Below are 25,935 nucleotides of genomic sequence, written 5' to 3'. Positions count from 1 at the left end.
GCCGGTGCCTGCGCGGAAGTTCACCGTTCATGTTCCGGCAGGTTAGCGCCGCGGCCGTGGCGGGAGCAATGGTGATCGTGCTCGCCCTCGAGATGGGTGCAGCGGACCTCGTGACGTGGCTGACGTAGCGGGCCGCGAACGGGACGCTCAGCCGGAACGATCTGGCCGGCGTCCGGACGCCGGTCACCATGTCGAGCGACGAGGCCTGGCAGACCGGGCACCGCGCCACCCTCCGACCGACGCTGATCTCCGGCGCGAGGACCGGACCGGGCAGGAAGACTGACACACTCACATCAGGCCGGGGGCGTTGACTACGCACATGATCACCAAGGCGAAGATCCACGAGATCGAGAACGCTCCTGTCAAGGACCGCGACGGCGCATCCGTCGGCAAGGTCGCGCAGGTCTTCCCCTCCGCCGAGGACGGCAGTGCCGCGTTCATCAGCGTCGCAACGGGACTCCTCGGGGGTCACACCGTGCTCGTCCCGGTCGAGGACGCCACGTTCGACGGCAACGACCTGCACGTCGGCTACTCGAAGAGCGCGATCAAGGATGCCCCTTCCCCAGGAGCCGGGAACGTCTTGACCGACACTCAGGCGAATGCCGTCCGCAAGCACTTCGGGCTGTCCCCGGCAGGCAAGGCGACCGGCGACATGGGCGACCCGCACGAGAACCTCGACCAGGCCGGTACCGGTCCGGCGGGCGCTGACGACACCGAGGGCGCGGGAGCGACGCCGCCGGCGTGAGCCGCACCAGGATGCTTTCGTGAGCGACGACCGAGACATCTTCGCACCGGAGGTGCGCGGCACCTTCTTCCGCGCCGTGGACCCGCGCTTCCGCGCATCCGCCATCGCAGGGTCACGATCCGCAGGCCGGTACTCACGTGCTGACGAGCCCACGCTGTACCTCAGCTCGTCCGTCGAGGGTGTGGAGGCCGCACTGGTGGCGCATCCGGACACGCGCGCCACGGAGCCGGTGATCGTCGAGGTGGACGTGGTGGCGTCCCGGATCGTCGACCTCCGCGACGGGGCCGCTCGTTCCGAAGCCGTGGTCGACCTCGAGGACGCGACCGCTCCGTGGCAGCAGGTCGTCGCCGCCGGTGGCGTCCCGGCCTCGTGGCAGGTCCGGGACCGCCTCGTGGCACTCGGCGCCGACGGCCTGATCGATCCGTCGAGGAAGCGCCCGGGCCTCTGGCACCTCGTGTTGTTCCGCTGGAACACCGACGGTGCGCCGCAGGTACGCGTCCGGACAGAGGCAGGCTGAGACCGTGCCGGGTTCGACGACACGTAGGTGACACTGATACGGCGCTGTTCTCCGCCGGGGGCGCTAGCGTCGTCGGCATGGACGGAGCGGTGGTGGTGTTCCCGATGGCCCTCGAGATCGGGGCGGCTGCGCTGGTCACGTGGCTGACGTGGCGGGCCGCCAACGGCTCCTTGCCACGGAACAGCCTCGCCGGCGTCCGGACGTCGGTCACGATGTCGAGCGAGGCGGCCTGGCGGATCGGCCATCGTGCAGCGCTGCGCCCGACGATCATCTCCGGCCTCCTCGTGACGGCGTGGTGCGCGATCAGCATCGGAGTTCCAGCACTCCACACTCCTGCCGCCGTCCTCGTCGCCGCTGGCCTCCTCGTCGGTGGAGCACTCCTGTCCATCCCGGCCGCCCACCGCGCCGTACGACGAGCGTTGCCCGAGGCTGGAGGCGACGGTTCTCACCCCGATTGCTCCCCCGCGACCCCGTCGCCCGTCTCGAACGGGAGGGACACTGACGACGCCGGTACGGTCGGATGATGCTGTGCACATGGGTGTCCCATCCCGACGTGATCGTCGACCCCGCCGTCCGGATCCAGGACTGGGGCCTGTCGCCGGCCGGACGCGCCCGTGCAGCACGCGTCGCGGCGCTGTTCCCCCAGCCCCTCCGCATCGTCAGCAGCTGCGAGCGGAAGGCGCTGGACACCGCTGAGATCATCGCCGGGCAGTGGGGCACGGAGTTCGAGGTCGACGAGGACCTCGGTGAGATGGACCGCAGCGCGACCGGCTACCTCGACCCGAGCGAGTTCGAACCGGCCGTCGACGCGTTCTTCTTCGAACCGCAGCGGTCCGTCCGCGGCTGGGAACGCGCGATCGACGCCCAGAGCCGTGTCGAGCGAGCGGTCCGAAGCATCGCGGCACAGACGCCCGAACGGGGCATCGCGTTCATCGCGCACGGCGGGGTCGGCGCGCTCCTGCTGGCGAGCCTCCGACGCGAGCGCATCAGCCGCGCACTGGATCAGCCCGCGATGGGCAGTTCGTTCACCTTCGACCCGCAGGCCTGGACGGCGCTGTCGTCGTGGGAGCACGTCCGCTGAAGCGGCGCGTGGGTCGGCCGGCCCGGACCCGACAACGGTTCATCCGCGCGACGCCAGTACCCTGACCTGCAGGGGAACACGAGGGGGAACCGATGAGCGACGATGTCCGGGAACGATCGACGGCATGGCAGCTGGGGTGGCTCGCGGTGTCCGGACCAGCCGTGATCGTCGTCAGCGTGGTCCTGTACGTCCTGCTGCACGCCGCCTTCATGGGCTACGCCGTGGTGTTGCTGCAGCTCTGGGTCCTCGCCGCCGTCGTCTCCGGCATCTGCGCCGTCGTCACCGGCACGCGTGACCGGAAGCGGCAGCGGCGGGATGCAACCCGCGGCGCGGTGATCGGCGTCGTCGGCGCCGTCCTGAGCGCCACGGAACTCGTCGGCTTCGGCTCCCTGGTCGCCCTCCTCAGTCGGCAGTCCTGACCGAGGGCACCCCGTGGACGACCAGCGCACCATCGCCGAGATGAACAGCCCCCGGAAGGCGTTCCGCATCGTGGCGAGGACCGGCTTCATCGTCGCAACGGCGATGTTCCTCCTCCCGCTCGCCAATGCCCTGCTCGACCGCGGGTGGAACTTCCTGCCGATCGTGTCCATGACGGCCGCGTGGGCCGTGCTGGTGTCCGCGTCCTCGTTCGCGGCGATGGCGGCCACGAAGCCGGGCGGCCACCCGTGGGTGCACCAGCTGTGGGCCGCCCCCGTCGCGATCATCGCGATGGTCCCCGGCGCCGCGATCGCACTCCTGCTGTACGGGTGGCTCGCCTAGCCGGCCCAGCACGCAACCAGAAACGGGCGGGACCCGTCGCGCCCGCGGGATGCGCGCCTCCAGATCCGGACTGGAGGCGCAGCAGCGGTCCGGCCGGCCGCTCCCGTGATGACGGGGTCGCCTCGGCGGACCGGTCGGGCTGTGGGAGAAGCTCCCGGTCAGTCGGACGACGAACGGACGAAGAGGTAGTCGGGACGTGGCACATCGAGCGATCCGCTGTAGAAACCGAGTGCTCCGCTGGTCGGGTAGCCCTGGCGCACGAAGTGGTCATCGAAGTAGAACCGGATGCCGGTCGAGTCGCCGTCGGCCACCTTCCATCGTCCGGAGAAGTTCGCCGAGTCGCCGTTCGCACAACCCGGGGGGCTCGTCGCAGCGTTGCCGGTTCGGCACGCGAGGTCGAGCGGGATGTTGCGCGCTGTGTACGTCCGGTCCGCCGACACGGTGAACTCCGTCGCTCGATCACCGTCCGCACCCTCGAGCACCCAGGTGCCGGTGTAGTCCTCCGGCTCGGGCTGTGCCGTGACGGTGCAACCGGTCAACAACAGCGTCAGCACCGCGATCGACGTCGCGATGCCCGCCGGGTGTCTCGTCACCACTTCACCTTCTCCTTCCACGTGAACCGCTCCGTCACCCGCGAGAACGGCCCGTGGTCTCCCAGCGGCTCGGTTCACCGCGTCGTGGTCGAGCCCGGGGATCCGCCGGGCCGAGCCGAGCGTGGTCTCGTTCGTTGCCGTGCACTCGACCGCGGCGGTCCCGTCGTCGCCCTTCGACACGACCCTCGCATCCACGACGTACGTCCCGAGGGCAAGGACGTCGGATCTTCCAGCGCGTACGCGGTCAGGTCTGTCGATCCGGTCACCGTCGTGTCCCCCGTAGATACGGTGTCATCTCACTCGAAGCTAACGCAGGCTTGCCGTCCGTGCCGCTGATCCTCGAGGGAACCGGCCTGATGGATCGGAACGCCCGACTGCGGTGCTCGCATCGTGGCGAGGACCGGCTTCATCGTCGCAACGGTGATGTTCCATGCGACGGCGGATGCCGTCGCGCCTGCGGGATGCGCGCCTCCAGATGCGGACGGGAGGCGCGGTGCCGGTCCGTCCCGCCGCCCGCGTCGCCGCGCGTCACCCTGGTACCGGGCGTCGATCAGTCCCAGGGACCGTCCGCGGTTCCGAGGTGTTCTGCCCCCAGCGGTGTGATCGGCAGTGCCGCGAGGCTCGCGATCCCCACCTGCAGGAGCGCCGCTCGTGAGGTCCCGACGCGTCCGATCGCCCCCATCCCCTCGATGACCGCGCAGAAGTAGGTGCCGAGCGCCTCGGCGTCGGCGTCGGCCTCGACCTCGCCGGCTGCCTGCGCGTCCACGATGCAGGCCGTGTAGCCCGCACGGATGGTGTCGAACGCCTCGGTCACGGTGGCGGCCACCTCGGGGTCACGAGCCGACAGCTCCACCGCCGCTCGGAGCAGCAGGGACGGCGGACCCTGCGCAGCCCCGTGCTCGACCGCACCGGAGACCAGCTGCGTCCGGATCCGCGCGATCGGGTGCTCGGCGCTCCGCAGGACGGACTGCACGACCCCGACGGCGTCGGCGGTGTCGCTGAGGAAAGCGCGCATGAAGAGTTCCTTCTTGCCGCCGAACGTGTTGTACAGGCTCTGCCGACCGAGCCCCGTCGCCGCGAGCAGGTCGTCGAGCGACGTGCCGTCGAACCCGGACTCCGCGAACGTGCGCCGAGCGCGCTCCACCACGTCGGCCTCGTCGAACTTGCGCGGTCGGGGCATGCGGACTCCTCGGAAGTCGTTGTTGACTGATCAGTCAAGCACGGCGTACCGTTCTGGACCAAGCAGTCAAAAACATGCTCAGGAGGTCATCGTGACAGGAACACTGCAGGACAAGACCGCACTCGTCACGGGCGGGACGTCGGGCATCGGACTCGCGGTCGTGCGCCGCTTCGTCGCCGAAGGAGCCCACGTCTTCGTCACCGGCCGGCGGCAGGAGGCGCTCGACGCACTGCGCGAGGAGTTCGGCGACGCGATCACGCCGATCCGGGCGGACGCTGCCCAGCCGACTGACATCGCGACGGTCTTCGCCGCGGTCGCCGAGCGTGGTCGCGGTCTGGACGCCGTGCACGCGAACGCCGGCGGCGGGGAGTTCAAGGCACTGGACGCCGTCACCGCCGAGGACTTCGAGGCGACGTTCGGCACCAACGTCCGCGGGACCACCCTCACCGTCCAGGGTGCGCTGCCGTTCCTGCGCGAGGGCTCGGCCGTCGTCGTCACCGGTTCGACGGCGGCGTCCGGCACCGAGCCGTCGTTCGGCCTGTACGGGGCGTCGAAGGCAGCGATCGCAACTCTCACCCGCACTTGGGCGGCCGAGCTCGCACCGCGCGGCGTCCGGATCAACACCGTCGTCCCCGGGCCGACGGAGACGCCGGGTCTCGCGGGCCTCGCCACGGGCAGCCCGGACGCGATGCTCCAGCAGATGGCGAGCGGGATGCCGTTCGGTCGACTCCTCCGTCCCGAGGAGGTCGCCGCCACGGTGCTCTTCCTCGTGTCCGACCAGAGCTCGGGGATGACGGGGAGCGAGCTCCTCGTCGACGGCGGCAGCAGCATCGCCTGATCCACGGGTCGGCCGGGTTCCGGGCCGACGGTCAGGACCGAGACGGATGCGCCGTCTCCTCGGTCAGTTCGATGTAGTCGACGGCGAGCCGTTCGACCGCTCGACGGAACGAAGGACCGGGCCCGGCGCCTCGTTCGTCGAGTTCATCGAGCTCGTCGTCGACGAGTGCGAGCTGCTGTGCGCCTTCGGGCCCCTCGTGGCCGATCTCCCGGTGCACCCAGGACGCGAAGGTGCGGAGCGTCCAGTGCCCGAGGAGGAACCGGTGACTCGCGACACGCAGCGCGAGGAGCGGCACGTCGTCACCCGTGAGGTCCACGGGGCGCACCCCGGCCTCGACGAGTGCCGCCTGACCGAGCTCGACCGCGTCGGAGGTGGCGGCGCCGGAGTACAGGGAAGCGAGTGCGACGAGCGCGTCACCGTCGTGTCCTGACGCCACGAGCTCAGCCGCGAGGGCGCTCACCTCGTCGGTCGAGACCATCCCGAAGGCGAGAGCCGCATTCGCTTCCCGCAAGCTCGAGATCGTCGGACGGAACAACCCGCCGGTGCTTGACGTCGCGGGCCCTCCCCGATCGACCGGTCGGTCGTCGCTCGGAGGAGTGCGCAGCACTGCTGACCGAGGCTCCACCAGACCGCGAGGGACCCGAGCGAAACAGACCGTCGCCCCCGTGGATGGCTGGCCGTGACCGTGCTCGTGGGCGCACTCGCTGCACATCGTCAGCGGTTCGTCCGGGTCCATCGAGTGTTCAGCCCACGGGTGCTCGCACTCCGGACAGGCCGTGGTCCGCAGCCGCTTGACGGCGTACCGGTGGTCGAGGACCACCGGTGCGGCCGTGCTCCAGGGCCGCCAGCGCCCCCAGCGACGCACCGCGATCGGTGTCGTCCCGACCTCGAGCAGCGCCTGGCTCTGCACCGACGTCGTCACGACGATCCGGGCGGGGGCGACCCCGACGAGCGTCACGGTCGTCGGGGTCACCTCGACCCGGTCGAGCACGAGCTCACCGGTCCCACCGACGGAGTCAGCGGAGACGTCGACCGCGTTGGGGACCGTCAGCGTCACCGGCAGACGAGCCGTCCCCACGCTCGTGCCGTGTTCGACGGCCCAGCCGCGCAGCACCACCCGCCCGTCGGCCACCTGCGCGTCGCCGACGTCGAAGGTCGCATCATCGAGCATCGCGAGGTCACGCAGGGGCACGGCGCGATCCTCCCATCGTGACGCCGGTCGCGACAGAGCGGTGCCGGTCGCGCGTCACGCGGGCGGCTACGGTGTGCGCGAGCTTCTCCGGCCGTACGCGGAACCCCCTCCTTCGCTGCCGGCGGGCATCGAAGCGAGTGGCCACCTGCTGCGCCTGCCGGATGAACCGGGGGATCTCGTGGGGCACCTGCCCCTCCGCCCCGACCACGTGTACGACGTGGAAGGGCCGTGAAGGCAGCGGCGTCGGGTCCGTCCCCGTCCAGGGTTGCGGGCGTTGAGCGTCCGATAGCCGATTGGCTATTGAGACTGTGCGGATGTGCTGTTGAGTGCGAGTTTTTCGAGGACGTGCACCAGCACGGCCGGGTCGACTCCCTCCGTGCGTTGCAGGAGATGTGTGCGGACCGCGGCTGCATGGATGGGCCTGGCTACACGCACGAGGCGCGCTCCCTCGTCCGTGATGCTCACGAGCACACCGCCGTCGACCGTGCTGCGGCTGACGAGGCCCCGGTTTTCCATCCGTGTGAGTTGATGAGAAAGGCGGGTGCGATCCCACTGTAGCGACGCACCGAGGTCGTTCTGGCGGAGCTCACCGCCACCAACTTCGACGAGTCGGGTCACGATCCCGAAGTCCTGATCGGACAGTCCCGAGCCGGCCTTGATGTCTTCGGCCACCCGTTGCCGGACCTTGTCAGACGCGATCTTCCAGGCATGCCAGAGACGTTGTTCCTGCTCGGTCAGCGGTGCGGTCACGCGGCAAGCCTACCTATGACATGTTGACGCATCAACATGGATGGGTGCATGCTGTTGACATGACAACACCAAGCAAGGCGCAGAAGATCGCTCTCGTCACCGGCGGGAACAAGGGCATCGGCATCGCCATCGTCCGCGGACTCGCGCGAGAAGGCTTCACCGTCCTCCTCGGCGCGCGGAGCACGGAGCTCGGACGGGCAGCCGCCACCACCGTCGACGGCGACGTGCGTCCGGTCGTTCTCGACGTGACGGACCAGGACCAGATCGACGCGCTCGTCGCGGAGGTTGCAGACGAGTTCGGTCGGCTCGACGTCCTGGTGAACAACGCCGGCGTGAACACGCTCACGTTCCGGCCGCTGGAGGACCTTCCCAAGCCGACCGAGGAGAACGTGGACGACTTCAAGAACGTGTACGAGGTCAACGTCTTCGGCGTCGTGCGGATGATCACCGCGTTCTGCCGCTGCTGACGAAGGCAGAGGCGCCTCGGATCGTGAACGTGACGAGCAAGCGCGGTTCGATCGGCGAGGCGGGAGCCTGGGTTGGGCAGCCCTCGATGGTGTACTCGAGTTCGAAGACCGCGCTCAACGCCATCACGGTGCACTACGCCCGCGAGTTCGCGGCGACCACGTTGAAGATCAACGGCGCCGCCCCAGGCCACGTCGCCACGGACTTCAACGACTTCCGCGGCACCCGAACCCCCGATGAGGGTGCCGCTGTGGCGGTGCGACTCGCGACCCTGCCTGCTGACGGCCCCACCGGTGCGGTCTTCGAGGACGACACGCAGCTCGCATGGTGACCGCGATTTCGCGCGAGATTCCGGTCGCCGGCCACCCCGAATCGTTCCAACGAGATGAGCGTCCGCAGGGGGCAGTCTCGACCGGCACTCGGCTCATGACGAGAGAACGCCAGGTAGCCGATCGGCTATCGGACGCGGTGACGGTCGGGCCGTATCCGCGTTCGCTAGCCGATCGGCTACCGGACGGCTGGCGAGCTTCGTGCCAGGCTCTCGAAGGGTGAGGACAGAACAGGATGAGCCGTCGAAAGCTCAGTCGGCGCGGGGTGGTTTCATCGCAAGTGCAGTGTTGCTGCTCCTCGGCCTGGGTACCGCTGGCATCCCGCTCCTGGCTGCGTCCGCTGGTCGTCCGATCGAGGGAGGCTACAAGCTCCTCGGTGATGCGACCAGCGGTGTGCTGTTCGGCGGCATCCTCGTCATCGCCGCTGTCGTCTTCTTCGTACAGGCGCTTCGGATTGCGCTCCGGAACCGCCGACGCTGAGGCCTTTCGTCGCACCGGTTGACCATCGGTCACCGGGCTGTCGCACGCCGTACGCTCGCCGCATGAGACGCGTTCTCGACTTCCTCGGCATCACTCGGTCGAAGGAATCACCTCGGCCCAAGATGCTCAGCGCGGTCATCGGTGGTGTCGGGCTGTTCTTCGTACTGACAGGTGGTTCGGTGATCGCCGGCAACGTCGAAGCCGGTAGCTCCGCCGCGATCTGGATCGGTGGCGCTCTGATCGTGTTGGGTTTGGCGTGCTGGATGGTGGAGGGCGTTCTGGGTAGTCGCACGAAAGGCGGCGGGCCGTCCCAGTAGCCAGTCGGCTATCGGACGGCGATGGCGGTTCGCTACCGTGAGCGTATGAGCAATGAAGGACAGCGAGAGCGACGCAACCCGTGGTGGGCTGTCGCCCTCGTGTTCGTGTTCGGCGGGGTCCTGTCGCTCGTCGCTGGCCGGATGCTCCCTTGGCAGGACCAGGACCGTCAGGACCCCGATTACTGAGTGGGAGTCCGCCAGGCCATCGGCTACCGGACGACGACGAGGCGGAACTCGCTCCGTGGAGAAATGGGTCCAGGTGAGGACGCTGGACGGCACGTCCTTGCGCACGTGCCGTCGCCGCCTGGGACTGTTCAGCGGTCAGATGATCAGCCCGATGGTGAGCGCGACGATCCCGCTTGCCGTGAGTAGTGCTGGTCCCGTGACCCGGCGGGGAGTAGTGCGTTCCGTCGTACGTGCGACGAAGACGGCGACGAGCGTTGACGTTGCACCCGCGTAGATGAGCACGAAGGCTTCGGGGAAGAAGCCGATGATGTGGACCACGAGCCCGGCGACGATCGTCGATGCCGACGTGAACAGGTGGGCCCTGGAAGCCGCTGGGAGCACAGGCTTTGTTCGTGTTCCGAGGCAGAGACCGATCAGACACCAGCTCGAAGCGGTCGCGAAGAGCGCGCCGCTGATCGAGACGATCGCGGCTCCGATCACGTCGAGGTTCACGCTTCACAACGTCCCGGTAGAGCCGTGATCGGGTGTTCCGAACCATGCGGCAAGTGCCGCTGTGAGGGAGGCGGGATCGGTGTGGGACCAGGCGATGAATCCGTCGGGTCGGATCAGGATCGAGGGCTGTTCGTTCGTTGCGGCTAGCGGCACGTAGTCCACGCGGTCGTTCCACGGGGCGATGGCATGGCGGAGTGCGCCGGTTGCGTCGAGCAGGATGGGGTGGCCGGTGCGGAGCAGTTCCGGGATCCTGCGGAGGGTCCCGTCGGCGAGTTCGACCTGTGTCGACGGTGCAAACCATCCGGTGGGGCCGTCGGCATCCGCAGGGCCCATGTCGTAGCGGACGTCGGAGCCGGCGAGGAGATCTGCGACGCGCTGCACGGTGGTCGTGTCGGCCAGCATCTCGGCGAAGAGGTCGCGGAGGGCTGTGACATCCGAGCCGGGCGCCATGAGTGCGGTCTGCGCTTGGGTCTGCATGAAGACGCGTTGCCCGAGCGGGCGGCGCTCTGTCTCGTAGGTGTCGAGCAAGCCCGCGGGGGCCCAGCCGTGGACGGTGGCGGCGAGTTTCCAGGCGAGGTTCGCCGCGTCCTGCAGCGCGAGGTTCAGGCCGGGCCCGCCGGCGGCGGAGTGCACGTGTGCGGCATCGCCGAGGAGGAAGATCCGCCGGTCGCGGTAGCGGTCCGCGACGCGGGTGTTCCGACCGGTCAGACGACGCAGCAACGTCGGCTCACCGTCGGCTGGCGCGTGGAGGTCGAGGCGGACGCCGAGGACGCGCTCGAGGCTGTCCTCCATCTCGGTCAACGTCATGGCTGCTCCCTCACCGGGGAAGCTGCGGTCAGGCTGGTCCTCCCATTCCGCGGTGTAGACCAGCGGGTGCTCCGGGTCACGGAGGGCGATGGTGACGACGCCGGTTTCGGTACGGTGGAAGCTCTCCGCGATCACTCCCAGACCCGCAACGTGCACTCTCCCGGGGCCGGCGGGCATCAGCTGCTCAGTTGGTGCGATCAGGACTGTGCGGTCCACGATGTGGTGGTCGGTGTTGCCGGGGAAGCGGATACCGGAGAGCTTCCGCACAGTGCTCCGCGCCCCGTCACTACCAACGAGGTACTGCGCCGACACGGTGCTCGCTGCTCCGCTCGCGACGTCGACGAGGTCGACGGTGACGGAGTCGTCGTGTTGGGTGAAGGAGCGCATCTCGACGCCGCGACGGATCTCGACGCCGAGTTCTGCTGCGCGGTCGTTGAGCACGCTCTCGAGGTCGCGCTGGTTGATGTGGAGCAAGTACATCGGGTTGCGGTCGCCGAGCGTGTGGAGCGGCAACGGCAGCGCTCCGAAGAAGAAGCCCGGAGCCGGCTCCGGGACGGCCCTCCCAGCACACCGCTCGAACAAGCCGCGGTGATCCAGTAGTCGGACGACCTGCCCGGTCAAGCCGTGCGCCTTGTCCCATTGGTTGATCTCGGGGAGGCGTTCGAGGACGAGGGGGTTCACACCCGCGAGCTTCAGCTCGCAGGCGACGAAGATGCCCACGGGGCCGCCGCCGACGATGACGACGTCGTGCATGATGGTCTTCCTTCTGACGAAGAGTGTGGGATCAGGGGTCAGCGGAGGTGGCCGAAACCGTCGCCGAGGAGTTGGAACGCATCTCGAAGGGACGGCTGGAGGGGGTGCGGCTCCGGGCGCGCCGCCCAGGACTCCAGCGTTGTCAACAAGGTCGAAAGCGCAGCGGCGGACACCAGACCAGGAACGGGATCTTCCGGTGCTGCGTCTGAGCGAGCGGCGACGGCGGCCGCGAACACAGCGTTCGCTGCGCGAGCACCTCGGTCGACGGCTGACTGCATGCCCGGCGTCGAGAGGACTGCAAGCAGCCCGCTCTGCTCCTCGCGGGACGGGGTCGTCGTCGCTTCTGTCTCGTACGGCGCGAGCAGCGCCTCCGTGATGGCAGTCCACAACGGCTCCTCGCGTGGCCGCTGGAGCAGATCATCGGCTGCCCTGCGCACGCGTTGCACGTGGCGGTCCGCGATCGCGTCTTCCTTGCTCGAGAAGTAGTTCCCGAACGTCCGCCTCGACACTCCAACTCGACCGACGATGTCCTCGACACGGATGTTGTCGAGTCCGCGCTCCCGGGCGAGCAGCACGGTGGTCACGCTCAACGCGTCACGGATCGCTGCCTTCTTCTGCTCACGGAGCGAGACCTCGTCTGTCATCACACCAAACTAGAACATGTTTGCCCATTGGGCAAGTTTGCTCAATGGGTAACTAGTGACATCGGGAGTGTCCGTTCACAGACGGTCGTTCACGAGACGCTCATCGACCCGTGCTGTGAGCAGCGTCGCTCCGTGTCGTCCTTCTGGCTTCGCTCTGAGTCGCGATCGCGTCCCGGTAAGGGATCGTCTACCGGTCGATGCGTGCGAGCCAGTCGCGGATCAGGGCGGCGGTGATTCCGGGTTGTTCGAGGTGCACGTTGTGTCCAGCACCGTCGAGGACGACGAAGCTCCCTCGCGGGTAGTGGTCCCGGAGTGCGAGCCCGTCCTCGTAGCCGACGACGTCGTCCTGCCGACCGAACAGGTGCAGCGCCGGAGCGGTGAACGGTTCCGGGTGGCGCTCCTCCGGCACGGCATCGAGTGCGTAGTCGGCGGCGACACGGTCCATCACAGCAGGGTCGGCACCACGGAGGCCCGGCAGCACGTACCGCTCGAACGCTCTGAACGCGGCGGCGTCCTGGATGACGCTGACCTCCTCGAACGCTGCTCGCGCATCACCGGCGGCCTCGAGGACGGACGGTTCGGTGTACAGCACGGTGCGCTCGGGGACAGCACGGTCTGCGTGTGCCGGATGCACCACACCCGCCAAGGTCGCGATGCCGAGGACGTGGTCTCGGCGTTCGTGGGCGACGTGTCGGGCGATCATGCCGCCGAAGGAGTTCCCGATGACGGCGAAGGGCTCGTCGCCGAGGTGGTCGTCGATGTCGGCGAGTACCTCGGCGGCCACGTCGACCGCGCTCTTCGCGGTCGCGGTCACCGCGGCGGCTTCAGCCCACGGCAGGTCGAGGAACACCAGCCGCCACGGCAGACCCTGCACCGCGTCCGCCAGCGGCAGCATGATGCGGTGGTCCACCCCGAAGCCGTGGAGGGCGACGAGCGGACGACCAGAACCAAGGACTCGCGCGATCACCCAGCAAGCCTACGAGTAGTCCGTACCGACAGTTGATCGGTGAGCGAAGCGGACTCCGGAGCGGATCGCGTAGCGCCGCACCCGCGCCGTCCCGTGCTGCTCGACCGCTTCGAGCGTCGCCCCGTGGCGTTCGAGCGCCGCGACCGACCCCGCATTGTCTTCGAGACAGAACGCCACCACGGGGTCGATCCCCAGCGAAGCGGCGCGAAGCAACACTTCACCGAGCGCCCACGTCGCGACACCTCGCCCGCGGGCGGACGGCCGGACCCCGTACCCGATGTGACCGACACTCTGCACGCGCTCGTCATCAGCAGCACGGAGCGCGATCCCACCGAGGACTTCCCCCTCTTCGACGATCCACCACAGCTCGGTCGGGCCGTGCTCGATCCGAGCGACCCAGTCGCGGAAGCCGTCGACCGTGTTCACCTCATCGTCCGAGGTGATTCCGAAGCCGTCTTCGTGCAGCCCGGGACCCCACTCGCGATGTGCTTCGCTCCACTCCTGGAACAACTCCGCACGCGGCCTCACCAGCTCGAACACACCTCATCCTTGCAATCAGACAGGGCGGACACCAGAAGCGCAGTGGTGCGATGGGGAGCACACACCGTGTCCGACAGACGGTCCTGGACCGGACTCGATCGCACGCGGGACGCGCTCAGTGACCGTCTGTCTCACTCGACCCGTCCGGAAACGTTCTCGGCGGCGGGCGCCATCCGCTCACGCTCGCTGCGCGGGAAGAACGAGAACGCCCCGCTGGCCGAAGCCAGCAGGGCGCCCCCACGAGTCAGACCGGGATCAGAAGTCCCAGTCCTCGTCCTCCGTCACGACGGCCTTGCCGATGACGTACGACGAGCCCGACCCCGAGAAGAAGTCGTGGTTCTCGTCCGCGTTCGGCGACAGCGCCGACAGGATCGCCGGGTTCACATCCGTCGTCTCCTTGGGGAACATCGGCTCGTAGCCCAGGTTCATCAGCGCCTTGTTGGCGTTGTAGTGCAGGAACTTCTTGACGTCCTCGGTCAGCCCGACACCGTCGTAGAGGTCCTGCGTGTACTGCACCTCGTTCTCGTAGAGCTCGAAGAGCAGGTTGAACGTGTAGTCCTTGATCTCCTGCTTGCGCTCCTCGGAAGCGCCCTCGAGGCCCTTCTGGAACTTGTACCCGATGTAGTACCCGTGGACGGCCTCGTCGCGGATGATCAGGCGGATCAGGTCGGCGGTGTTGGTGAGCTTCGCGCGCGAGGACCAGTACATCGGCAGGTAGAAGCCGGAGTAGAACAGGAACGACTCGAGCAGCGTCGAGGCGACCTTGCGCTTCAGGGGGTCGTCACCCGTGTAGTAGTCGAGGACGATCTGGGCCTTCTTCTGCAGGTTCGGGTTCTCCGTGGACCAGCGGAAGGCGTCGTCGATCTCGGGCGTCGAGGCGAGCGTCGAGAAGATCGACGAGTAGCTCTTCGCGTGCACCGACTCCATGAACGCGATGTTCGTGTAGACGGCCTCTTCGTGCGGGGTGATCGCGTCGGGGATCAGGCTGATCGCGCCGACGGTGCCCTGGATGGTGTCGAGCAGCGTCAGGCCGGTGAAGACCCGCATGGTGAGCTGCTGCTCCTCCGGCGTGAGCGTGTTCCACGACTGCACGTCGTTCGACAGCGGCACCTTCTCGGGCAGCCAGAAGTTGTTGACCAGCCGGTTCCAGACCTCGACGTCCTTGTCGTCCTGGATGCGGTTCCAGTTGATGGCACTGACCGCGCTGATCAGCGGGATGGACTTGCCCGTGGCGTGGACCGGGTCGGTGAGGGTCATGGGATTGTCTTCCGGATTCGAGATGGTGATCTGATGACGGACTGGAGGCGCGGGGCGGGGCCCGCCCCGCGCCTCCATGAAGAGAGCAGCAGCTCTACAGCATGCAGCTGACGCAGCCCTCGACCTCGGTGCCCTCGAGGGCGAGCTGGCGCAGACGGATGTAGTAGATCGTCTTGATGCCCTTGCGCCATGCGTAGATCTGGGCCTTGTTGATGTCGCGCGTGGTGGCGGTGTCCTTGAAGAACAGCGTCAGCGACAGGCCCTGGTCGACGTGCTGCGTGGCAGCGGCGTAGGTGTCGATGATCTTCTCGGCACCGATCTCGTACGCGTCCTGGTAGTAGTCCAGGTTGTCGTTCGTCATGAACGGCGCCGGGTAGTAGACGCGACCGAGCTTGCCTTCCTTGCGGATCTCGATCTTCGACGCGATCGGGTGGATCGACGACGTCGAGTGGTTGATGTACGAGATCGAACCGGTCGGCGGGACGGCCTGCAGGTTCTGGTTGTAGATGCCGTGCTCCTGGACGGACGCCTTCAGCGCCTTCCAGTCGTCCTGCGTCGGGATGGTCACGTTCGCGTTCGCGAAGAGCTCGCGGACGCGCTCGGTCGCCGGGGTCCACTCCTGGTCGGTGTACTTGTCGAAGAACTCACCCGACGCGTACTTCGAGTCGCGGAAGCCGTCAAACGTCTCCCCCGTCTCGATCGCGATGTTGTTCGAGGCGCGCAGGGCGTGGAACAGCACCGTGTAGAAGTAGATGTTCGTGAAGTCGATGCCCTCTTCGGAGCCGTAGAAGACGCGCTCACGAGCGAGGTAGCCGTGCAGGTTCATCTGGCCGAGGCCGATGGCGTGCGACTTGTCGTTGCCGTCCTCGACGGAGCGCACCGACGAGATGTGCGACATCTGCGAGACCGAGGTCAGACCGCGGATCGCCGTCTCGATGGTCTTGCCGAAGTCCGGCGAGTCCATCGTCAGCGCAATGTTCAGCGACCCGAGGTTGCAGGAGATGTCCTTGCCGATCTCCTTGTAGGAGAGGTCCTCGTTGAAGGTCGTCGGGGTGTTGACCTGCAGGATCTCCGAGCACAGGTTGGACATGTTGATCCGACCCTTGATCGGGTTCGCCTTGTTCACCGTGTCCTCGAACACGATGTACGGGTAGCCCGACTCGAACTGGATCTCGGCGATGGTCGTGAAGAAGTCACGCGCCTTGATCTTCGTCTTCTTGATGCGCGAGTCGTCGACCATCGCACGGTAGTTCTCGGAGATCGGGACGTCGCCGAAGGGCATCCCGTAGACCTTCTCGACGTCGTACGGCGAGAACAGGTACATGTCCTCGTTGTTCTTCGCGAGCTCGAACGTGATGTCCGGCACGACGACGCCGAGCGACAGCGTCTTGATGCGGATCTTCTCGTCGGCGTTCTCGCGCTTGGTGTCGAGGAACTTCATGATGTCGGGGTGGTGCGCCGACAGGTAGACGGCGCCGGCACCCTGACGCGCACCGAGCTGGTTCGCGTAGGAGAAGGAGTCTTCCAGCAGCTTCATCACGGGGATGATGCCCGACGACTGGTTCTCGATCTGCTTGATCGGGGCACCGGCCTCGCGGATGTTGGAGAGGAGCAGGGCCACGCCGCCGCCGCGCTTCGAGAGCTGCAGCGAGGAGTTGATGCCGCGCGAGATCGACTCCATGTTGTCCTCGATGCGGAGGAGGAAGCACGAGACGAGCTCGCCGCGCTGGGCCTTCGCGGTGTTGAGGAACGTCGGGGTCGCGGGCTGGAAGCGGCCGGCGATGATCTCCTCGACGAGGTCGATCGCGAGCTGCTCGTTGCCCTGCGCCAGGCCGAGGGCGGTCATCACGACGCGGTCCTCGAAGCGCTCGAGGTAACGCTTGCCGTCGAACGTCTTGAGCGTGTAGCTCGTGTAGTACTTGAACGCACCGAGGAACGTCTGGAACCGGAACTTCTTCGAGTACGCCAGGTCGTTGAGCTGCTGGATGAAGTCGAGCGAGTACTGCTCGATCGTCGCGGCTTCGTAGTACTCGTTCTCGACCAGGTAGTCGAGCCGCTCCTTCAGGTTGTGGAAGAAGACGGTGTTCTGGTTGACGTGCTGCAGGAAGAACTGCTTGGCGGCCTCACGATCCTTGTCGAACTGGATGTTCCCGTCCGCGTCGTAGAGGTTGAGCATCGCGTTGAGGGAGTGGTAGTCCATCCCCGTCTGCGGCGACGTCAGATCGACGTCTGCAACTGCTGCGTCCAAAATGCATCCAATCCTGAGTTGACCGCCTGCACGTCGTCAGGCGTTCCGAAGAGTTCGAAGCGGTACAAGAGCGGGACGCCGCACTTCTCGGCGATGACGTCCCCGGCGAGGCCGTAGGCCTCGCCGAAGTTCGTGTTCCCTCCGACGATCACGCCGCGGATGAGCGAGCGGTTGCGTTCGTCGTTGAGGAACTTGATGACCTGCTTGGGCACCGCACCCTGACCGTTGCCGCCACCGTAGGTGGGCAGCACGAGCACGTACGGCTCGTCCGCGTGGAGGAACGGGTCGCTCGGGAAGAGCGGGATGCGGTCCGCGTCACGGCCGAGCTTCTCGACGAAGCGGGCCGTGTAGCCGGACACGCTCGAGAAGTAGACGAGGCGACTCATGTGCGCGCTCCGTGTGAGAGGTGCGGACAGCAGATCGGGGATGGCCTGACGGAGGTGCTGGGCGCCTCCAGGCCGGCGGAGGCGCGGGTCCCGGTGACGGGACCCGCGCAGCTCACGCGAGTTCGGCGCTGAGTGTCGCGATCTTGTCGGGACGGAAGCCCGACCAGTGGTCGTCGTCGGTCACGACGACGGGAGCCTGCATGTAGCCGAGCGACTTGACGTGCTCGAGTGCGGCTTCGTCGGCGGAGACGTCGAGCACCTCGTACTGGATGCCCTTGTTGTCGAGCGCGCGGTACGTCGCGGTGCACTGGACGCAGGACGGCTTGGTGTAGACGGTGACGGCCATGATCTCCCCTGGTTCTTGCTGGGTGTTTCGTGCTGTGGAGGGTGGTGCTGATGCCTGTGCGCAGACGAGTCCGGGAGGGGCCGCTGCGATGGCATCCACACTACATCTAGTGGCTGGCTGCGTCACCGACCACAAGAGGAAGTGTTACAGCCGTGTAGTTCTCCACAAGCCCCTCCACAATGTGAACACCTCGGGGAGGCCCGTGATTCCGCCAGTGTGCGGCCGACCACCGACACTTCCCCACACCCGTGGACAGCGCCGATCCACATGTGTGGAATCGGCGCGTCGGCGTGTCGCGGGAGCGTCCACCGAGCACCGCGAGGAGGCGGTCTGTCCACAGCACCCCCGGACGGGTGACGGCACGATCCGTCCGGTCGGTACGCTCGTCCCGTGAGCGCCTACGGACCCCTGCTGAAGACCCCCGGAGTCGGTCGCGTCATCGCAGCGCAGCTCACCGCGCGCTTCCCGTTCGGCATGCTGTCGCTCGCGTACCTGCTGCACGTCGAGCACGTGTTCCACTCCTACGGCGCCGCGGGGCTCGTCCTCGCGACGACGAGCATCGGCCAGGCGATCGCCGGCCCGCTCACGAGCCGGTGGATGGGCAGCTGGGGCATGCGCCCGGTGCTGATCCTGACGAGCGCCGTCGCCCTGGCGAGCATGGTCGTGATCGCGTTCGTCTCGATGCCGCTCTGGGGCTACGTCGTCGTCGGGTTCCTCGGCGGCCTGGCCGTCCCGCCCGTGCAGCCCGCGGTCCGCACCATCTACCCGAAGATGGTGACCTCGTCGCAGCTCACCCCGCTGTTCTCGCTCGACGCCAGTGCGCAGGAGCTCATCTGGGTCGCCGGCCCGGTCATCACGACGTTCGTCGCGACGCAGGTCGGCACCGTCCAGGCGATCGTCGTGGCGATGGTGTTCCTGGTCGTGGGCGGGGTGTGGTTCATCGCCTCCCCCGAGCTCGGCCGGGTGCGCATCCCCCGCTCGAAGCGTGCGTTCGGCGTCGTGCTGAAGCGTCCGTCGGTGATCGTCGCCACCCTGACCGGACTGCTGCTGATCGGCGCGTGCTCCGCGGTCGAGGCCAGCGTCACGAGCGTCTTCGGCGAGGGCAGCCCGAACGCCGGCATCGTCCTCGCGGTCTTCGCCGTCGGGTCGCTCGCCGGCGGTCTCGCGCTCGGGCACCGACCGATCTCGAAGAACACCCTGTGGGCCCGCATGTCGATCGTGTTCGTCGGCCTCGCCCTGGCGGTCGGCGGCACCGACTTCTGGTGGCTCTGCCTGGCCCTCGTGATCGCGGGTGCCGGCATCGCGCCCGCCCTCGCGGTCATGTTCGGCTCGGTGTCCGCGACGGTGAAGTTCTCCGACACCGCCGAGGCCTACGGCTGGATGGGAACCGGCCAGCTCATCGGCGCGGCCGGCGGGTCCGCCGTCGCCGGCTTCCTCATCGACGCGAACGGCCCGACCGGAGGCATGACCGTCGGGGCGGTCATGGCAGCGGCGGGGGTCGTCCTGCCGCTCGTGACGAAGCGGTGGCTGCCCGACCTGCGCGGCCGCGACGCGAGTCCTCTCCCCGACACCGAGCCGGTCACGCTCCCGAGCTGACCGACCTCGCCGACGACCGCACAGACCGACGGGGCGGACACCACTCGTGTGGTGTCCGCCCCGTCGGCGCTGTCCGAGCGATGCGCCGTCAGGCGCGCGTGGCGTAGAACGGCGTCCAGAGGTCGGCCATCGGCATGAAGGAGCCGAAGAAGACCTTCCCGAAGCGCAGGCCGTAGTCCTGCGCGTCGGTGGTGGCCCGCTCGACGGGGAAGCGGATCTCGAACGAGCCGTTCGCCGCGACCGGCGCCTGCGTCTGGTAGCCCTTGCCCGCCGCCGCCTGCACCGCGTTCGGCTTGTTCTTCTGGGTCACGACGCCGCGCACCAGGACCTCGTCGCCCTGGATGACGCTCGTGGTGATCTTGACATTGCGGTAGGTGATGGTCGGGCCGGTGGCCTCGGCCTGCGCGCTCGCGGACGCGACCGTCGGCGCGGTGCCCTGCTGCGGGGCGGCCACGGCCGGCGTGGCGGCCAGGAGGGACGCGCCGAGGGCGAGCGCGACGCCGGTGGTCGCGGCGAGACGAGCGGTCTTCTGCATGTGGGGGTTCTCCTTCGTGGTGACGGCCCGCGCGGACGGCGGACCGCGACGATGATCACGGAGCGCACCTGTGGGTATTTCGTATGTCATGGCTTCGGAAGGGCGCGATCGCGCAGGAGGGCACGGCAGGATGGGGGCATGCTGCCTGCGATCCCCCTCCGTGACGGCCGGACGATCCCCGCGATCGGGTTCGGCGTCTACAAGGTCGACGACGCCGGGGCGGAGACCGCTGTCGCGACCGCGCTCGACGCCGGGTACCGCCACGTCGACACGGCCGAGATGTACGGCAACGAGCGGGGCGTCGGGAAGGCGATCCGTGCCTCCCGGCTGGACCGCGACGACGTCTTCGTGACCACCAAGGTCTGGAACGACCACCAGGGGCGCGACGCGACCCTGCGGGCGTTCGACGCGAGCCTCGACCGGCTCGGGCTCGAGTCGGTGGACCTGTACCTGATCCACTGGCCGGCGGCGGCGAACGACCGGTACGTCGAGACGTGGCGAACGCTCGTCGAGCTGCGCGAGCAGGGGCGCGCGCGGAGCGTCGGTGTCTCGAACTTCCAGGTGCCGCACCTGCAGCGCGTGGTCGACGAGACCGGGGAGGTGCCCGCCGTCAACCAGGTCGAGCGGCACCCGTGGCTGCCGCAGCACGAACTGATCGCGTTCCACGAGGAGCACGACATCCGGACCGCGGCGTGGTCACCGCTCGGACGCGGCCGGCTCGTCGACGACCCGGTGCTGACCCGCATCGCGGAGTCCCACGGGGTGAGCGTCGCGCAGGTGCTCGTGCGGTGGAACGTGCAGCAGGGGGTCGTCGTGCTGCCGAAGTCGGTGACGCCGTCGCGCATCCGGTCGAACCTCGACGTCGACGGGTTCGCACTGACCGCCGAGGACCTGGCGGCGATCGACGGGCTCGAGAACGGGCAGCGGACCGGGTCGCACCCGGACTCGGTGTCCTGACGCCGCTCGGGCGCTCCTAGCCCTGGCGGTCCTCCTCCGACTGCCACGGCAGGTGCAGGTCGCCCGGCTCGGGCTCGACGTCGCCGGCGTCGTCCGCGCCGCCGGTCCCCGGTGCCGCCACCACGCGAGACGGGTCGATGCCGTCCGCCTCCAGGTCCGCGTCGTCGCGCTGCTGCGTCTGCGAGGCGACCGTCTCCCGCTCGCTCGACGGGCTGTAGGACGTGTCGGCAGCACGCTGCTCGCGGCCGCTCACCCCGTCGACGTCGTCGCTGTGCGCCGCGTCACGGAGTTCGTCGTTCCGAGCACGGTCGTCAGACTCGTCCGGGCCGGGCACGTTCGGGATGCTGTCGCTCATGCCCCGCACAGTAGGCCGCGGCCCCTGGTACCGGTTCGGTCACGACGGGCGTGATCCGGTTCCCGCTCGGGTACCGTCGTCGCGACGAAAGGGGGCCGGACGATGGGTCGGACGAGGGCACGGGGCGTGACGGCAGTCGCACTGGTGGGGATGAGCTCGCTGCTGCTGACGGGGTGCTCGCTGTTCGGCGACGACGCCCCGCTGCCGAAGCCGACCGGGCACGCTGCGCCGAGCGCCTCCGCGACGCCGGGGCCCGTCGACGGTGCGGGCGACACCGCTCAGCCCGTCGCGGCAGCGCAGGCGGTCCCCGCCGGCACGGTGGTCGCGGAGACCGACGCGGTGTCGAAGTCCGGCGACACGTCGATCCACGTCCGGGTCGTCGCGAACGACCACGGGACCTTCGACGCGCAGCTGTCGGACTACCGCACCACGCAGCCGCAGCCGATGTCCGTGCAGTTCCGGCGCACGGCGCAGTACGGGGACGGCGGTGACACCGAAGCGGTCGCCACGACGCAGTGGGACGCCGACGGCCAGCCGCCCGCGACGGTCAGCCTGAGCGACGGCGGACCCTACCCGGACTGGCTGCACACGGTCGTCCTCGTCCCGCAGTCCGACGGCGACGACAGTGCCCGCCCGTGGGTCTACAAGGTGCTCGCGATCGGGAAGCTCTCCTGGTCGATCCCGAACCCCGACCCGGACCTGCACGTCACGCTCGGCACGGCCCGACCGGGTGCGTACGGGTACGCGTTCGACGCCGACGACGAGACGCTCCGTGGGACGACCGGCACTCCGGTCGCCTACCGGGTCAACGAGGGCGACGACCAGACGACGATCGCGAAGCGCTTCGGCATCACCGTGGACCAGCTGCGGTGGCTCAACCCGACGATGCAGACCCGTGGCAACGGTTGGGTGCTCGCCGGCTCCTGGATCAACCTGGACCCGGCGTCGCGCTGACACGGAGCCGGATGCGGGTCCGTTACGCTCGATCCGCACCCCGCACCACCCAGGAGGCCACATCGTGACCATCGTCGCCGCCGCAGACGGCTCCGCCCTCGGCAACCCCGGACCGGCTGGCTGGGCCTGGTACGTCGACGACGACCGCTGGGCAGCAGGTGGGTGGCCGCGGGCGACGAACAACATCGGTGAGCTGACGGCCGTGCTGCAGCTGCTCCGCGCCACGAAGGACACCGGCGAACCGCTGCACATCCTCTGCGACAGCCAGTACGCGATCAAGGCGTGCACCGAGTGGCTCGCGGGGTGGAAGCGCAAGGGCTGGCGGAAGGCCGACGGCAAGCCCGTGCTGAACGTCGAGATCATCAAGGAGCTCGACGCCGAGCTGCAGGGCCGCGAGGTCACGTTCGAGTGGGTCCGCGGACACGTCGGCCACGAGATGAACGAGGCTGCTGACGTCCGTGCCCGCGGCGCTGCGACCGCCTTCCAGAACCACACCGAGGTGCCGACGGGACCGGGTTGGCCGGACACCGTCGTGCCGCCCGCTCCGGAGCCGGTGCAGGTCGAGCCGCCCGCCACCCTGTTCTGACGAGCCGCACGCCCTGTCGGGCCGCGCGACGACGGGCCGCGCGACGACGGGCCGGATGACGACGGGCCCGGGCGATGTCCTCGCCCGGGCCCGTCGTCGTCCGCTCAGGACGTCTGCTCAGTAGGTGCCGTCGCGGCGGTCCTGCCGCGTGATCTGCTCCCCCGACGCCGGGTCGACGCCCGACCGGGTGGTGGTCGTGGTCCGACGCCCGCCGAACCCGACCGCCAGGCTGATGATGAGCAGCACGACGCCGGCGGCCATCAGGATGTAGCCGATCAGGCGCAGGTCGATGCCGGCGATCTGGTAGTCGACCGCAAAGGCGACGATCGCTCCGATGACGATCAGGGCGATGCTCGATCCGATGCGCATGACGGGTCCTTCCGTGGTGCCCCGTCCCGGGTGTCCGGGGCTGGCGTCGAAGGTACCCGGACCGCGGCGGCGAGGTTCCGTGTGACCGCCGAGCGAGGCCGGCCTCAGTCGACGTCGACCTCGGCCCAGCCGTCGAACCGGCCGATCTCCGTGACCCGCACGACGGCCTCACCGGTCTCGTCGGACGCGTCCAGGTCGATCGTCGCTGAGAACCCGAAGTCCTTGTCGCCCTCGGGGTCGGCGAAGATCTGCCGCGCCCGCCAGGTCCGCCCCGGCCCGTGTTCGTCGAGCACCAGGTACGCCATCGACCGGGCGTCGCCGTCGGTCCCGATCGTGTCGTGCTCCTCGTAGTACTCCTCGAGCACGGCGTCCCACTCGTCCTGCCCGAACCCCGCGGCGCCGTCGAGCGCGGCGAGCCCGGCGACGTCGTCGGCCGCGGCGAGCAGCACCCGCTGGAACAGGGCGTTCCGCACGAGCACCCGGAACGCCCTCGGGTTGCCGGTGAGCCGGGCGGGCTGCGGCGGCGCGATCTCGCCAGGGGAGGAGGACACTGCCTCCGCGACGGAGCCGTTGACCAGCGCCTCCCACTCGTCGACGAGCGAGGAGTCGGTCTGCCGCACGACCTCGCCGAGCCACTCGATCAGGTCGTCGAGCTCGGGCGTGCGCTGTTCCTCGGAGATGGTCTGGCGCATGGTCCGGTAGGCGTCGGAGAGGTACCGGAGGACGAGCCCCTCGGAGCGGGTCAGCTGGTAGAACCGCACGAAGTCGCCGAAGGTCATCGCCCGCTCGTACATGTCGCGCACCACGGCCTTGGGTGACAGCGTGAAGTCGAGCACCCACGGCTGCTCGGCGGCGTAGGCCTCGTACGCGGCCGTCAGCAGCTCGTCCAGCGGCTTCGGCCAGGTGACCTCCTCGAGCAGCTCCATCCGCTCCTCGTACTCGATCCCCTCGCGCTTCATGCGGGCGACCTCCTCGCCGCGCTCCTTGAACTGCTGCTGCGCGAGGATGGCGCGCGGGTCGTCGAGGGTCGCCTCGACGATCGACACCATGTCGAGCGCGTACGTCGGGGACTCCGGGTCGAGCAGTTCGAAGGCGGCGAGTGCGAACGGCGACAGCGGCTGGTTGAGCGCGAAGTTCACGGGCAGGTCGACGGTCATCCGGTACTGCCCGTCGACCTTCTCGATCACGCGGGCGTTGATGAGCGTGCGAGCGATCGACAGGGCGCGTCGGGCCATCGCGAGCTGCCGGGAGCGCGGCTCGTGGTTCTCGAACACGAGCGACCGGACGTCGGCGAAGGCGTCTCCCCCGCGCGCGACGACCGCGAGCACCATCGCGTGCGTGATCCGCATCCGCGACACCATCGGCTCGGGCTCCGCGGCGATGAGCCGGTCGAACGACGCCGGCCCCCAGGAGACGAACCCCTCGGGAGCCTTCTTCTTCTTGACCTTGTTCTTCTTCTTCGGGTCGTCCCCTGCCTTGGCGACGGCCCGGGCGTTCTCGATGTCGTGCTCGGGCGCCTCGGCGACGACGTCACCCTCGGTGTCGTAGCCCGCGCGACCGGCTCGTCCGGCGATCTGGTGGAACTCGCGGGCGGAGAGCTGTCGCATCTTCGTGCCGTCGAACTTCGTCAGCCCGGTCAGCAGCACGGACCGGATCGGCACGTTGATGCCCACGCCCAGGGTGTCCGTCCCGCAGATCACCGGCAGCAGACCGCGCTGGGCGAGCTGTTCGACGAGCCGCCGGTACTTCGGCAGCATGCCCGCGTGGTGCACCCCGATGCCGGCCCGGATCAGCCGGGACAGGGTCTGCCCGAACCCGGCGCTGAACCGGAACCCGGCGATGGCCTCGGCAATCGCGTCCCGTCGTTCGCGGCTGGCGACCTTGGCGGACATCAGCGCCTGCGCCCGCTCGAGCGCCGCAGCCTGGGCGAAGTGCACGATGTAGACCGGCGCCTTGCCCTCCTCGAGCAGCCGTTCGACGGTCTCCTGCACCGGCGTCATGACGTACTCGTAGTCCAGCGGCACCGGCCGCGAGACCCCGGTCACCCGGGCGGTCGGCCGTCCGGTCCGGCGCGACAGGTCGTCGGCGATGGTGGTGACGTCGCCGAGCGTGGCGGACATGAGCAGGAACTGCGCCCGCTCGAGCACGAGCAGCGGCACCTGCCACGCCCAGCCGCGGTCGGGGTCGCCGTAGAAGTGGAACTCGTCCATCACGACGACGTCGACCTCGGCGTCGGGGCCCTGGCGGAGCGCGGTGTTCGCGAGGATCTCGGCGGTGCAGCAGATGATCGGGGCGTCCGCGTTGACGCTCGAGTCGCCGGTCACCATCCCGACGTTCTGGGCACCGAACAGCTCGACGAGCTGGAAGAACTTCTCGGAGACGAGGGCCTTGATCGGCGCCGTGTACCAGCTGCGCTTCCCCTCGGCGAGCGCGGCGAAGTGCGCTCCGGCCGCCACGAGCGACTTGCCCGTGCCGGTCGGCGTGCTGAGGACGACGTTCGCCCCGGAGACGAGCTCGATGAGCGCCTCGTCCTGCGCCGGGTAGAGCGGTCGCCCGCCAGCCTCGGCCCAGTCGGCGAAGGCCTGGTAGACCGCGTCGGGGTCGACGGCGCCGTCGACCGCCGCCGGCAGGGCGGCGAGGAGCGGCGGGGTGGTGGTGACGTCGGTCATGCGTCCATCCTCCCAGGTGGGTGGTGACCGGGAGGCGGGCTG

The 25,935-nt window shown here is 68.7% G+C and carries 31 protein-coding genes and 2 pseudogenes; 16 read left to right on the top strand and 17 right to left on the bottom strand.

From position 1 onward, the window contains the following. Positions 1-158 precede the first annotated feature (158 nt). From ACIPEQ_RS15230 to ACIPEQ_RS15200, 7 genes and pseudogenes are all read left to right on the top strand, one after another. Positions 159-311: pseudogene (locus ACIPEQ_RS15230) on the top strand (SdpI family protein); the annotation flags it as partial. An 8-nt stretch (positions 312-319) separates the two neighbouring features. After that, complete coding sequence (locus ACIPEQ_RS15225; RefSeq protein WP_402715818.1) at positions 320-745, top strand: PRC-barrel domain-containing protein; 426 nt, start codon at positions 320-322, stop codon at positions 743-745. A 19-nt stretch (positions 746-764) separates the two neighbouring features. After that, positions 765-1,262 carry an RES family NAD+ phosphorylase gene (locus tag ACIPEQ_RS15220; RefSeq protein ID WP_402715817.1) on the top strand — a complete coding sequence of 166 codons (498 nt, stop codon included), beginning with the start codon at positions 765-767 and terminating at the stop codon, positions 1,260-1,262. Between the two features lie 77 nt (positions 1,263-1,339). Beyond that, on the top strand, positions 1,340-1,786 hold the full coding sequence (locus ACIPEQ_RS15215) for an SdpI family protein (protein ID WP_402715816.1): 447 nt from the start codon (positions 1,340-1,342) through the stop codon (positions 1,784-1,786). Between the two features lie 29 nt (positions 1,787-1,815). After that, complete coding sequence (locus ACIPEQ_RS15210; protein ID WP_402715815.1) at positions 1,816-2,343, top strand: histidine phosphatase family protein; 528 nt, start codon at positions 1,816-1,818, stop codon at positions 2,341-2,343. A gap of 92 nt (positions 2,344-2,435) precedes the next feature. Continuing rightward, complete coding sequence (locus tag ACIPEQ_RS15205) at positions 2,436-2,762, top strand: hypothetical protein (RefSeq protein ID WP_402715814.1); 327 nt, start codon at positions 2,436-2,438, stop codon at positions 2,760-2,762. A gap of 13 nt (positions 2,763-2,775) precedes the next feature. Next, on the top strand, positions 2,776-3,102 hold the full coding sequence (locus ACIPEQ_RS15200) for a hypothetical protein (RefSeq protein ID WP_402715813.1): 327 nt from the start codon (positions 2,776-2,778) through the stop codon (positions 3,100-3,102). A gap of 158 nt (positions 3,103-3,260) precedes the next feature. Here ACIPEQ_RS15200 and ACIPEQ_RS15195 read toward each other — a convergent pair whose 3' ends face one another. Both ACIPEQ_RS15195 and ACIPEQ_RS15190 read right to left on the bottom strand, forming a co-directional pair. Next, positions 3,261-3,695: a hypothetical protein gene (locus ACIPEQ_RS15195; protein WP_402715812.1), complete on the bottom strand. Its 435-nt coding sequence runs from the start codon at positions 3,693-3,695 to the stop codon at positions 3,261-3,263. 550 nt (positions 3,696-4,245) lie between these two features. After that, positions 4,246-4,875: a TetR/AcrR family transcriptional regulator gene (locus ACIPEQ_RS15190; RefSeq protein WP_402715811.1), complete on the bottom strand. Its 630-nt coding sequence runs from the start codon at positions 4,873-4,875 to the stop codon at positions 4,246-4,248. A gap of 91 nt (positions 4,876-4,966) precedes the next feature. On the opposite strand from ACIPEQ_RS15190, the gene ACIPEQ_RS15185 reads away from it, so the two are divergent. Beyond that, entirely contained in the window at positions 4,967-5,713 is a 747-nt protein-coding gene (locus tag ACIPEQ_RS15185; RefSeq protein ID WP_402715810.1) for an SDR family NAD(P)-dependent oxidoreductase, read from the top strand. 31 nt (positions 5,714-5,744) lie between these two features. On the opposite strand, the gene ACIPEQ_RS15180 is transcribed toward ACIPEQ_RS15185, so the two are convergent. Together ACIPEQ_RS15180 and ACIPEQ_RS15175 are read right to left on the bottom strand one after the other, a co-directional pair. Beyond that, on the bottom strand, positions 5,745-6,905 hold the full coding sequence (locus ACIPEQ_RS15180) for a hypothetical protein (RefSeq protein WP_402715809.1): 1,161 nt from the start codon (positions 6,903-6,905) through the stop codon (positions 5,745-5,747). Positions 6,906-7,202: 297 nt separating this feature from the next. Then, on the bottom strand, positions 7,203-7,655 hold the full coding sequence (locus ACIPEQ_RS15175; protein WP_402715808.1) for a MarR family winged helix-turn-helix transcriptional regulator: 453 nt from the start codon (positions 7,653-7,655) through the stop codon (positions 7,203-7,205). 20 nt (positions 7,656-7,675) lie between these two features. On the opposite strand from ACIPEQ_RS15175, the pseudogene ACIPEQ_RS15170 reads away from it, so the two are divergent. The 4 genes and pseudogenes from ACIPEQ_RS15170 to ACIPEQ_RS15155 all read left to right on the top strand — a co-directional run bounded on the left by ACIPEQ_RS15170 (position 7,676) and on the right by ACIPEQ_RS15155 (position 9,432). Continuing rightward, positions 7,676-8,451 (top strand): annotated as a pseudogene (locus ACIPEQ_RS15170) (SDR family NAD(P)-dependent oxidoreductase). A gap of 217 nt (positions 8,452-8,668) precedes the next feature. Beyond that, complete coding sequence (locus ACIPEQ_RS15165) at positions 8,669-8,929, top strand: hypothetical protein (RefSeq protein WP_402715807.1); 261 nt, start codon at positions 8,669-8,671, stop codon at positions 8,927-8,929. Positions 8,930-8,991: 62 nt separating this feature from the next. Next, positions 8,992-9,246: a hypothetical protein gene (locus tag ACIPEQ_RS15160; protein WP_402715806.1), complete on the top strand. Its 255-nt coding sequence runs from the start codon at positions 8,992-8,994 to the stop codon at positions 9,244-9,246. Between the two features lie 45 nt (positions 9,247-9,291). After that, a complete protein-coding gene (locus tag ACIPEQ_RS15155; RefSeq protein WP_354027407.1) occupies positions 9,292-9,432 on the top strand; it encodes a hypothetical protein in 141 nt (46 codons plus the stop codon). A 135-nt stretch (positions 9,433-9,567) separates the two neighbouring features. Here the strand turns inward: ACIPEQ_RS15155 and ACIPEQ_RS15150 are convergent, their stop codons facing one another. The 9 genes from ACIPEQ_RS15150 to nrdH all read right to left on the bottom strand — a co-directional run bounded on the left by ACIPEQ_RS15150 (position 9,568) and on the right by nrdH (position 17,872). Continuing rightward, the gene (locus tag ACIPEQ_RS15150) at positions 9,568-9,924 is read right to left on the bottom strand and encodes a hypothetical protein (RefSeq protein WP_402715805.1); all 357 of its coding nucleotides are present in this window, start codon (positions 9,922-9,924) and stop codon (positions 9,568-9,570) included. A 3-nt stretch (positions 9,925-9,927) separates the two neighbouring features. Further along, positions 9,928-11,484, bottom strand: a complete 1,557-nt coding sequence (locus tag ACIPEQ_RS15145; RefSeq protein WP_402715804.1) for an FAD-dependent monooxygenase — start codon at positions 11,482-11,484, stop codon at positions 9,928-9,930. Between the two features lie 38 nt (positions 11,485-11,522). Next, entirely contained in the window at positions 11,523-12,128 is a 606-nt protein-coding gene (locus ACIPEQ_RS15140; RefSeq protein WP_402715803.1) for a TetR family transcriptional regulator, read from the bottom strand. Positions 12,129-12,315: 187 nt separating this feature from the next. Further along, positions 12,316-13,095: an alpha/beta fold hydrolase gene (locus tag ACIPEQ_RS15135; protein WP_402715802.1), complete on the bottom strand. Its 780-nt coding sequence runs from the start codon at positions 13,093-13,095 to the stop codon at positions 12,316-12,318. Positions 13,096-13,104: 9 nt separating this feature from the next. Then, the gene (locus ACIPEQ_RS15130) at positions 13,105-13,635 is read right to left on the bottom strand and encodes a GNAT family N-acetyltransferase (protein ID WP_402715801.1); all 531 of its coding nucleotides are present in this window, start codon (positions 13,633-13,635) and stop codon (positions 13,105-13,107) included. A gap of 255 nt (positions 13,636-13,890) precedes the next feature. Continuing rightward, a complete protein-coding gene (gene nrdF, locus ACIPEQ_RS15125; protein ID WP_058725585.1) occupies positions 13,891-14,892 on the bottom strand; it encodes a class 1b ribonucleoside-diphosphate reductase subunit beta in 1,002 nt (333 codons plus the stop codon). Positions 14,893-14,986: 94 nt separating this feature from the next. Beyond that, entirely contained in the window at positions 14,987-17,092 is a 2,106-nt protein-coding gene (gene nrdE / locus ACIPEQ_RS15120) for a class 1b ribonucleoside-diphosphate reductase subunit alpha (RefSeq protein ID WP_354027400.1), read from the bottom strand. A 17-nt stretch (positions 17,093-17,109) separates the two neighbouring features. After that, entirely contained in the window at positions 17,110-17,526 is a 417-nt protein-coding gene (gene nrdI / locus ACIPEQ_RS15115) for a class Ib ribonucleoside-diphosphate reductase assembly flavoprotein NrdI (protein ID WP_126890649.1), read from the bottom strand. Positions 17,527-17,638: 112 nt separating this feature from the next. Further along, a complete protein-coding gene (gene nrdH, locus ACIPEQ_RS15110; protein ID WP_058727719.1) occupies positions 17,639-17,872 on the bottom strand; it encodes a glutaredoxin-like protein NrdH in 234 nt (77 codons plus the stop codon). Between the two features lie 390 nt (positions 17,873-18,262). On the opposite strand from nrdH, the gene ACIPEQ_RS15105 reads away from it, so the two are divergent. Then, the gene (locus ACIPEQ_RS15105) at positions 18,263-19,468 is read left to right on the top strand and encodes an MFS transporter (protein ID WP_126890650.1); all 1,206 of its coding nucleotides are present in this window, start codon (positions 18,263-18,265) and stop codon (positions 19,466-19,468) included. Between the two features lie 88 nt (positions 19,469-19,556). On the opposite strand, the gene ACIPEQ_RS15100 is transcribed toward ACIPEQ_RS15105, so the two are convergent. Beyond that, on the bottom strand, positions 19,557-20,003 hold the full coding sequence (locus ACIPEQ_RS15100; protein WP_402715800.1) for a hypothetical protein: 447 nt from the start codon (positions 20,001-20,003) through the stop codon (positions 19,557-19,559). A 138-nt stretch (positions 20,004-20,141) separates the two neighbouring features. On the opposite strand from ACIPEQ_RS15100, the gene ACIPEQ_RS15095 reads away from it, so the two are divergent. Beyond that, on the top strand, positions 20,142-20,960 hold the full coding sequence (locus tag ACIPEQ_RS15095; protein ID WP_250368053.1) for an aldo/keto reductase: 819 nt from the start codon (positions 20,142-20,144) through the stop codon (positions 20,958-20,960). Between the two features lie 16 nt (positions 20,961-20,976). Here ACIPEQ_RS15095 and ACIPEQ_RS15090 read toward each other — a convergent pair whose 3' ends face one another. Beyond that, entirely contained in the window at positions 20,977-21,315 is a 339-nt protein-coding gene (locus tag ACIPEQ_RS15090) for a hypothetical protein (RefSeq protein WP_402715799.1), read from the bottom strand. Between the two features lie 126 nt (positions 21,316-21,441). Here ACIPEQ_RS15090 and ACIPEQ_RS15085 point away from each other — a divergent pair, with 126 nt between their 5' ends. Further along, entirely contained in the window at positions 21,442-22,269 is an 828-nt protein-coding gene (locus ACIPEQ_RS15085) for a LysM peptidoglycan-binding domain-containing protein (protein WP_402715798.1), read from the top strand. A 64-nt stretch (positions 22,270-22,333) separates the two neighbouring features. Then, positions 22,334-22,855, top strand: a complete 522-nt coding sequence (locus tag ACIPEQ_RS15080; protein ID WP_402715797.1) for a ribonuclease H — start codon at positions 22,334-22,336, stop codon at positions 22,853-22,855. A gap of 117 nt (positions 22,856-22,972) precedes the next feature. Here ACIPEQ_RS15080 and ACIPEQ_RS15075 read toward each other — a convergent pair whose 3' ends face one another. Both ACIPEQ_RS15075 and ACIPEQ_RS15070 read right to left on the bottom strand, forming a co-directional pair. Next, positions 22,973-23,224, bottom strand: a complete 252-nt coding sequence (locus ACIPEQ_RS15075) for a DUF6458 family protein (RefSeq protein WP_066656348.1) — start codon at positions 23,222-23,224, stop codon at positions 22,973-22,975. A 104-nt stretch (positions 23,225-23,328) separates the two neighbouring features. Then, a complete protein-coding gene (locus ACIPEQ_RS15070; RefSeq protein ID WP_402715796.1) occupies positions 23,329-25,893 on the bottom strand; it encodes a DEAD/DEAH box helicase in 2,565 nt (854 codons plus the stop codon). Positions 25,894-25,935 lie beyond the last annotated feature (42 nt).

The organism is Curtobacterium sp. NPDC087080 (assembly GCF_044745105.1).
In the GTDB taxonomy this organism is placed as follows: domain Bacteria; phylum Actinomycetota; class Actinomycetes; order Actinomycetales; family Microbacteriaceae; genus Curtobacterium.
Note: the sequence above shows the minus strand (reverse complement) of the source record. Positions and strands in the feature narration are given on the sequence as shown.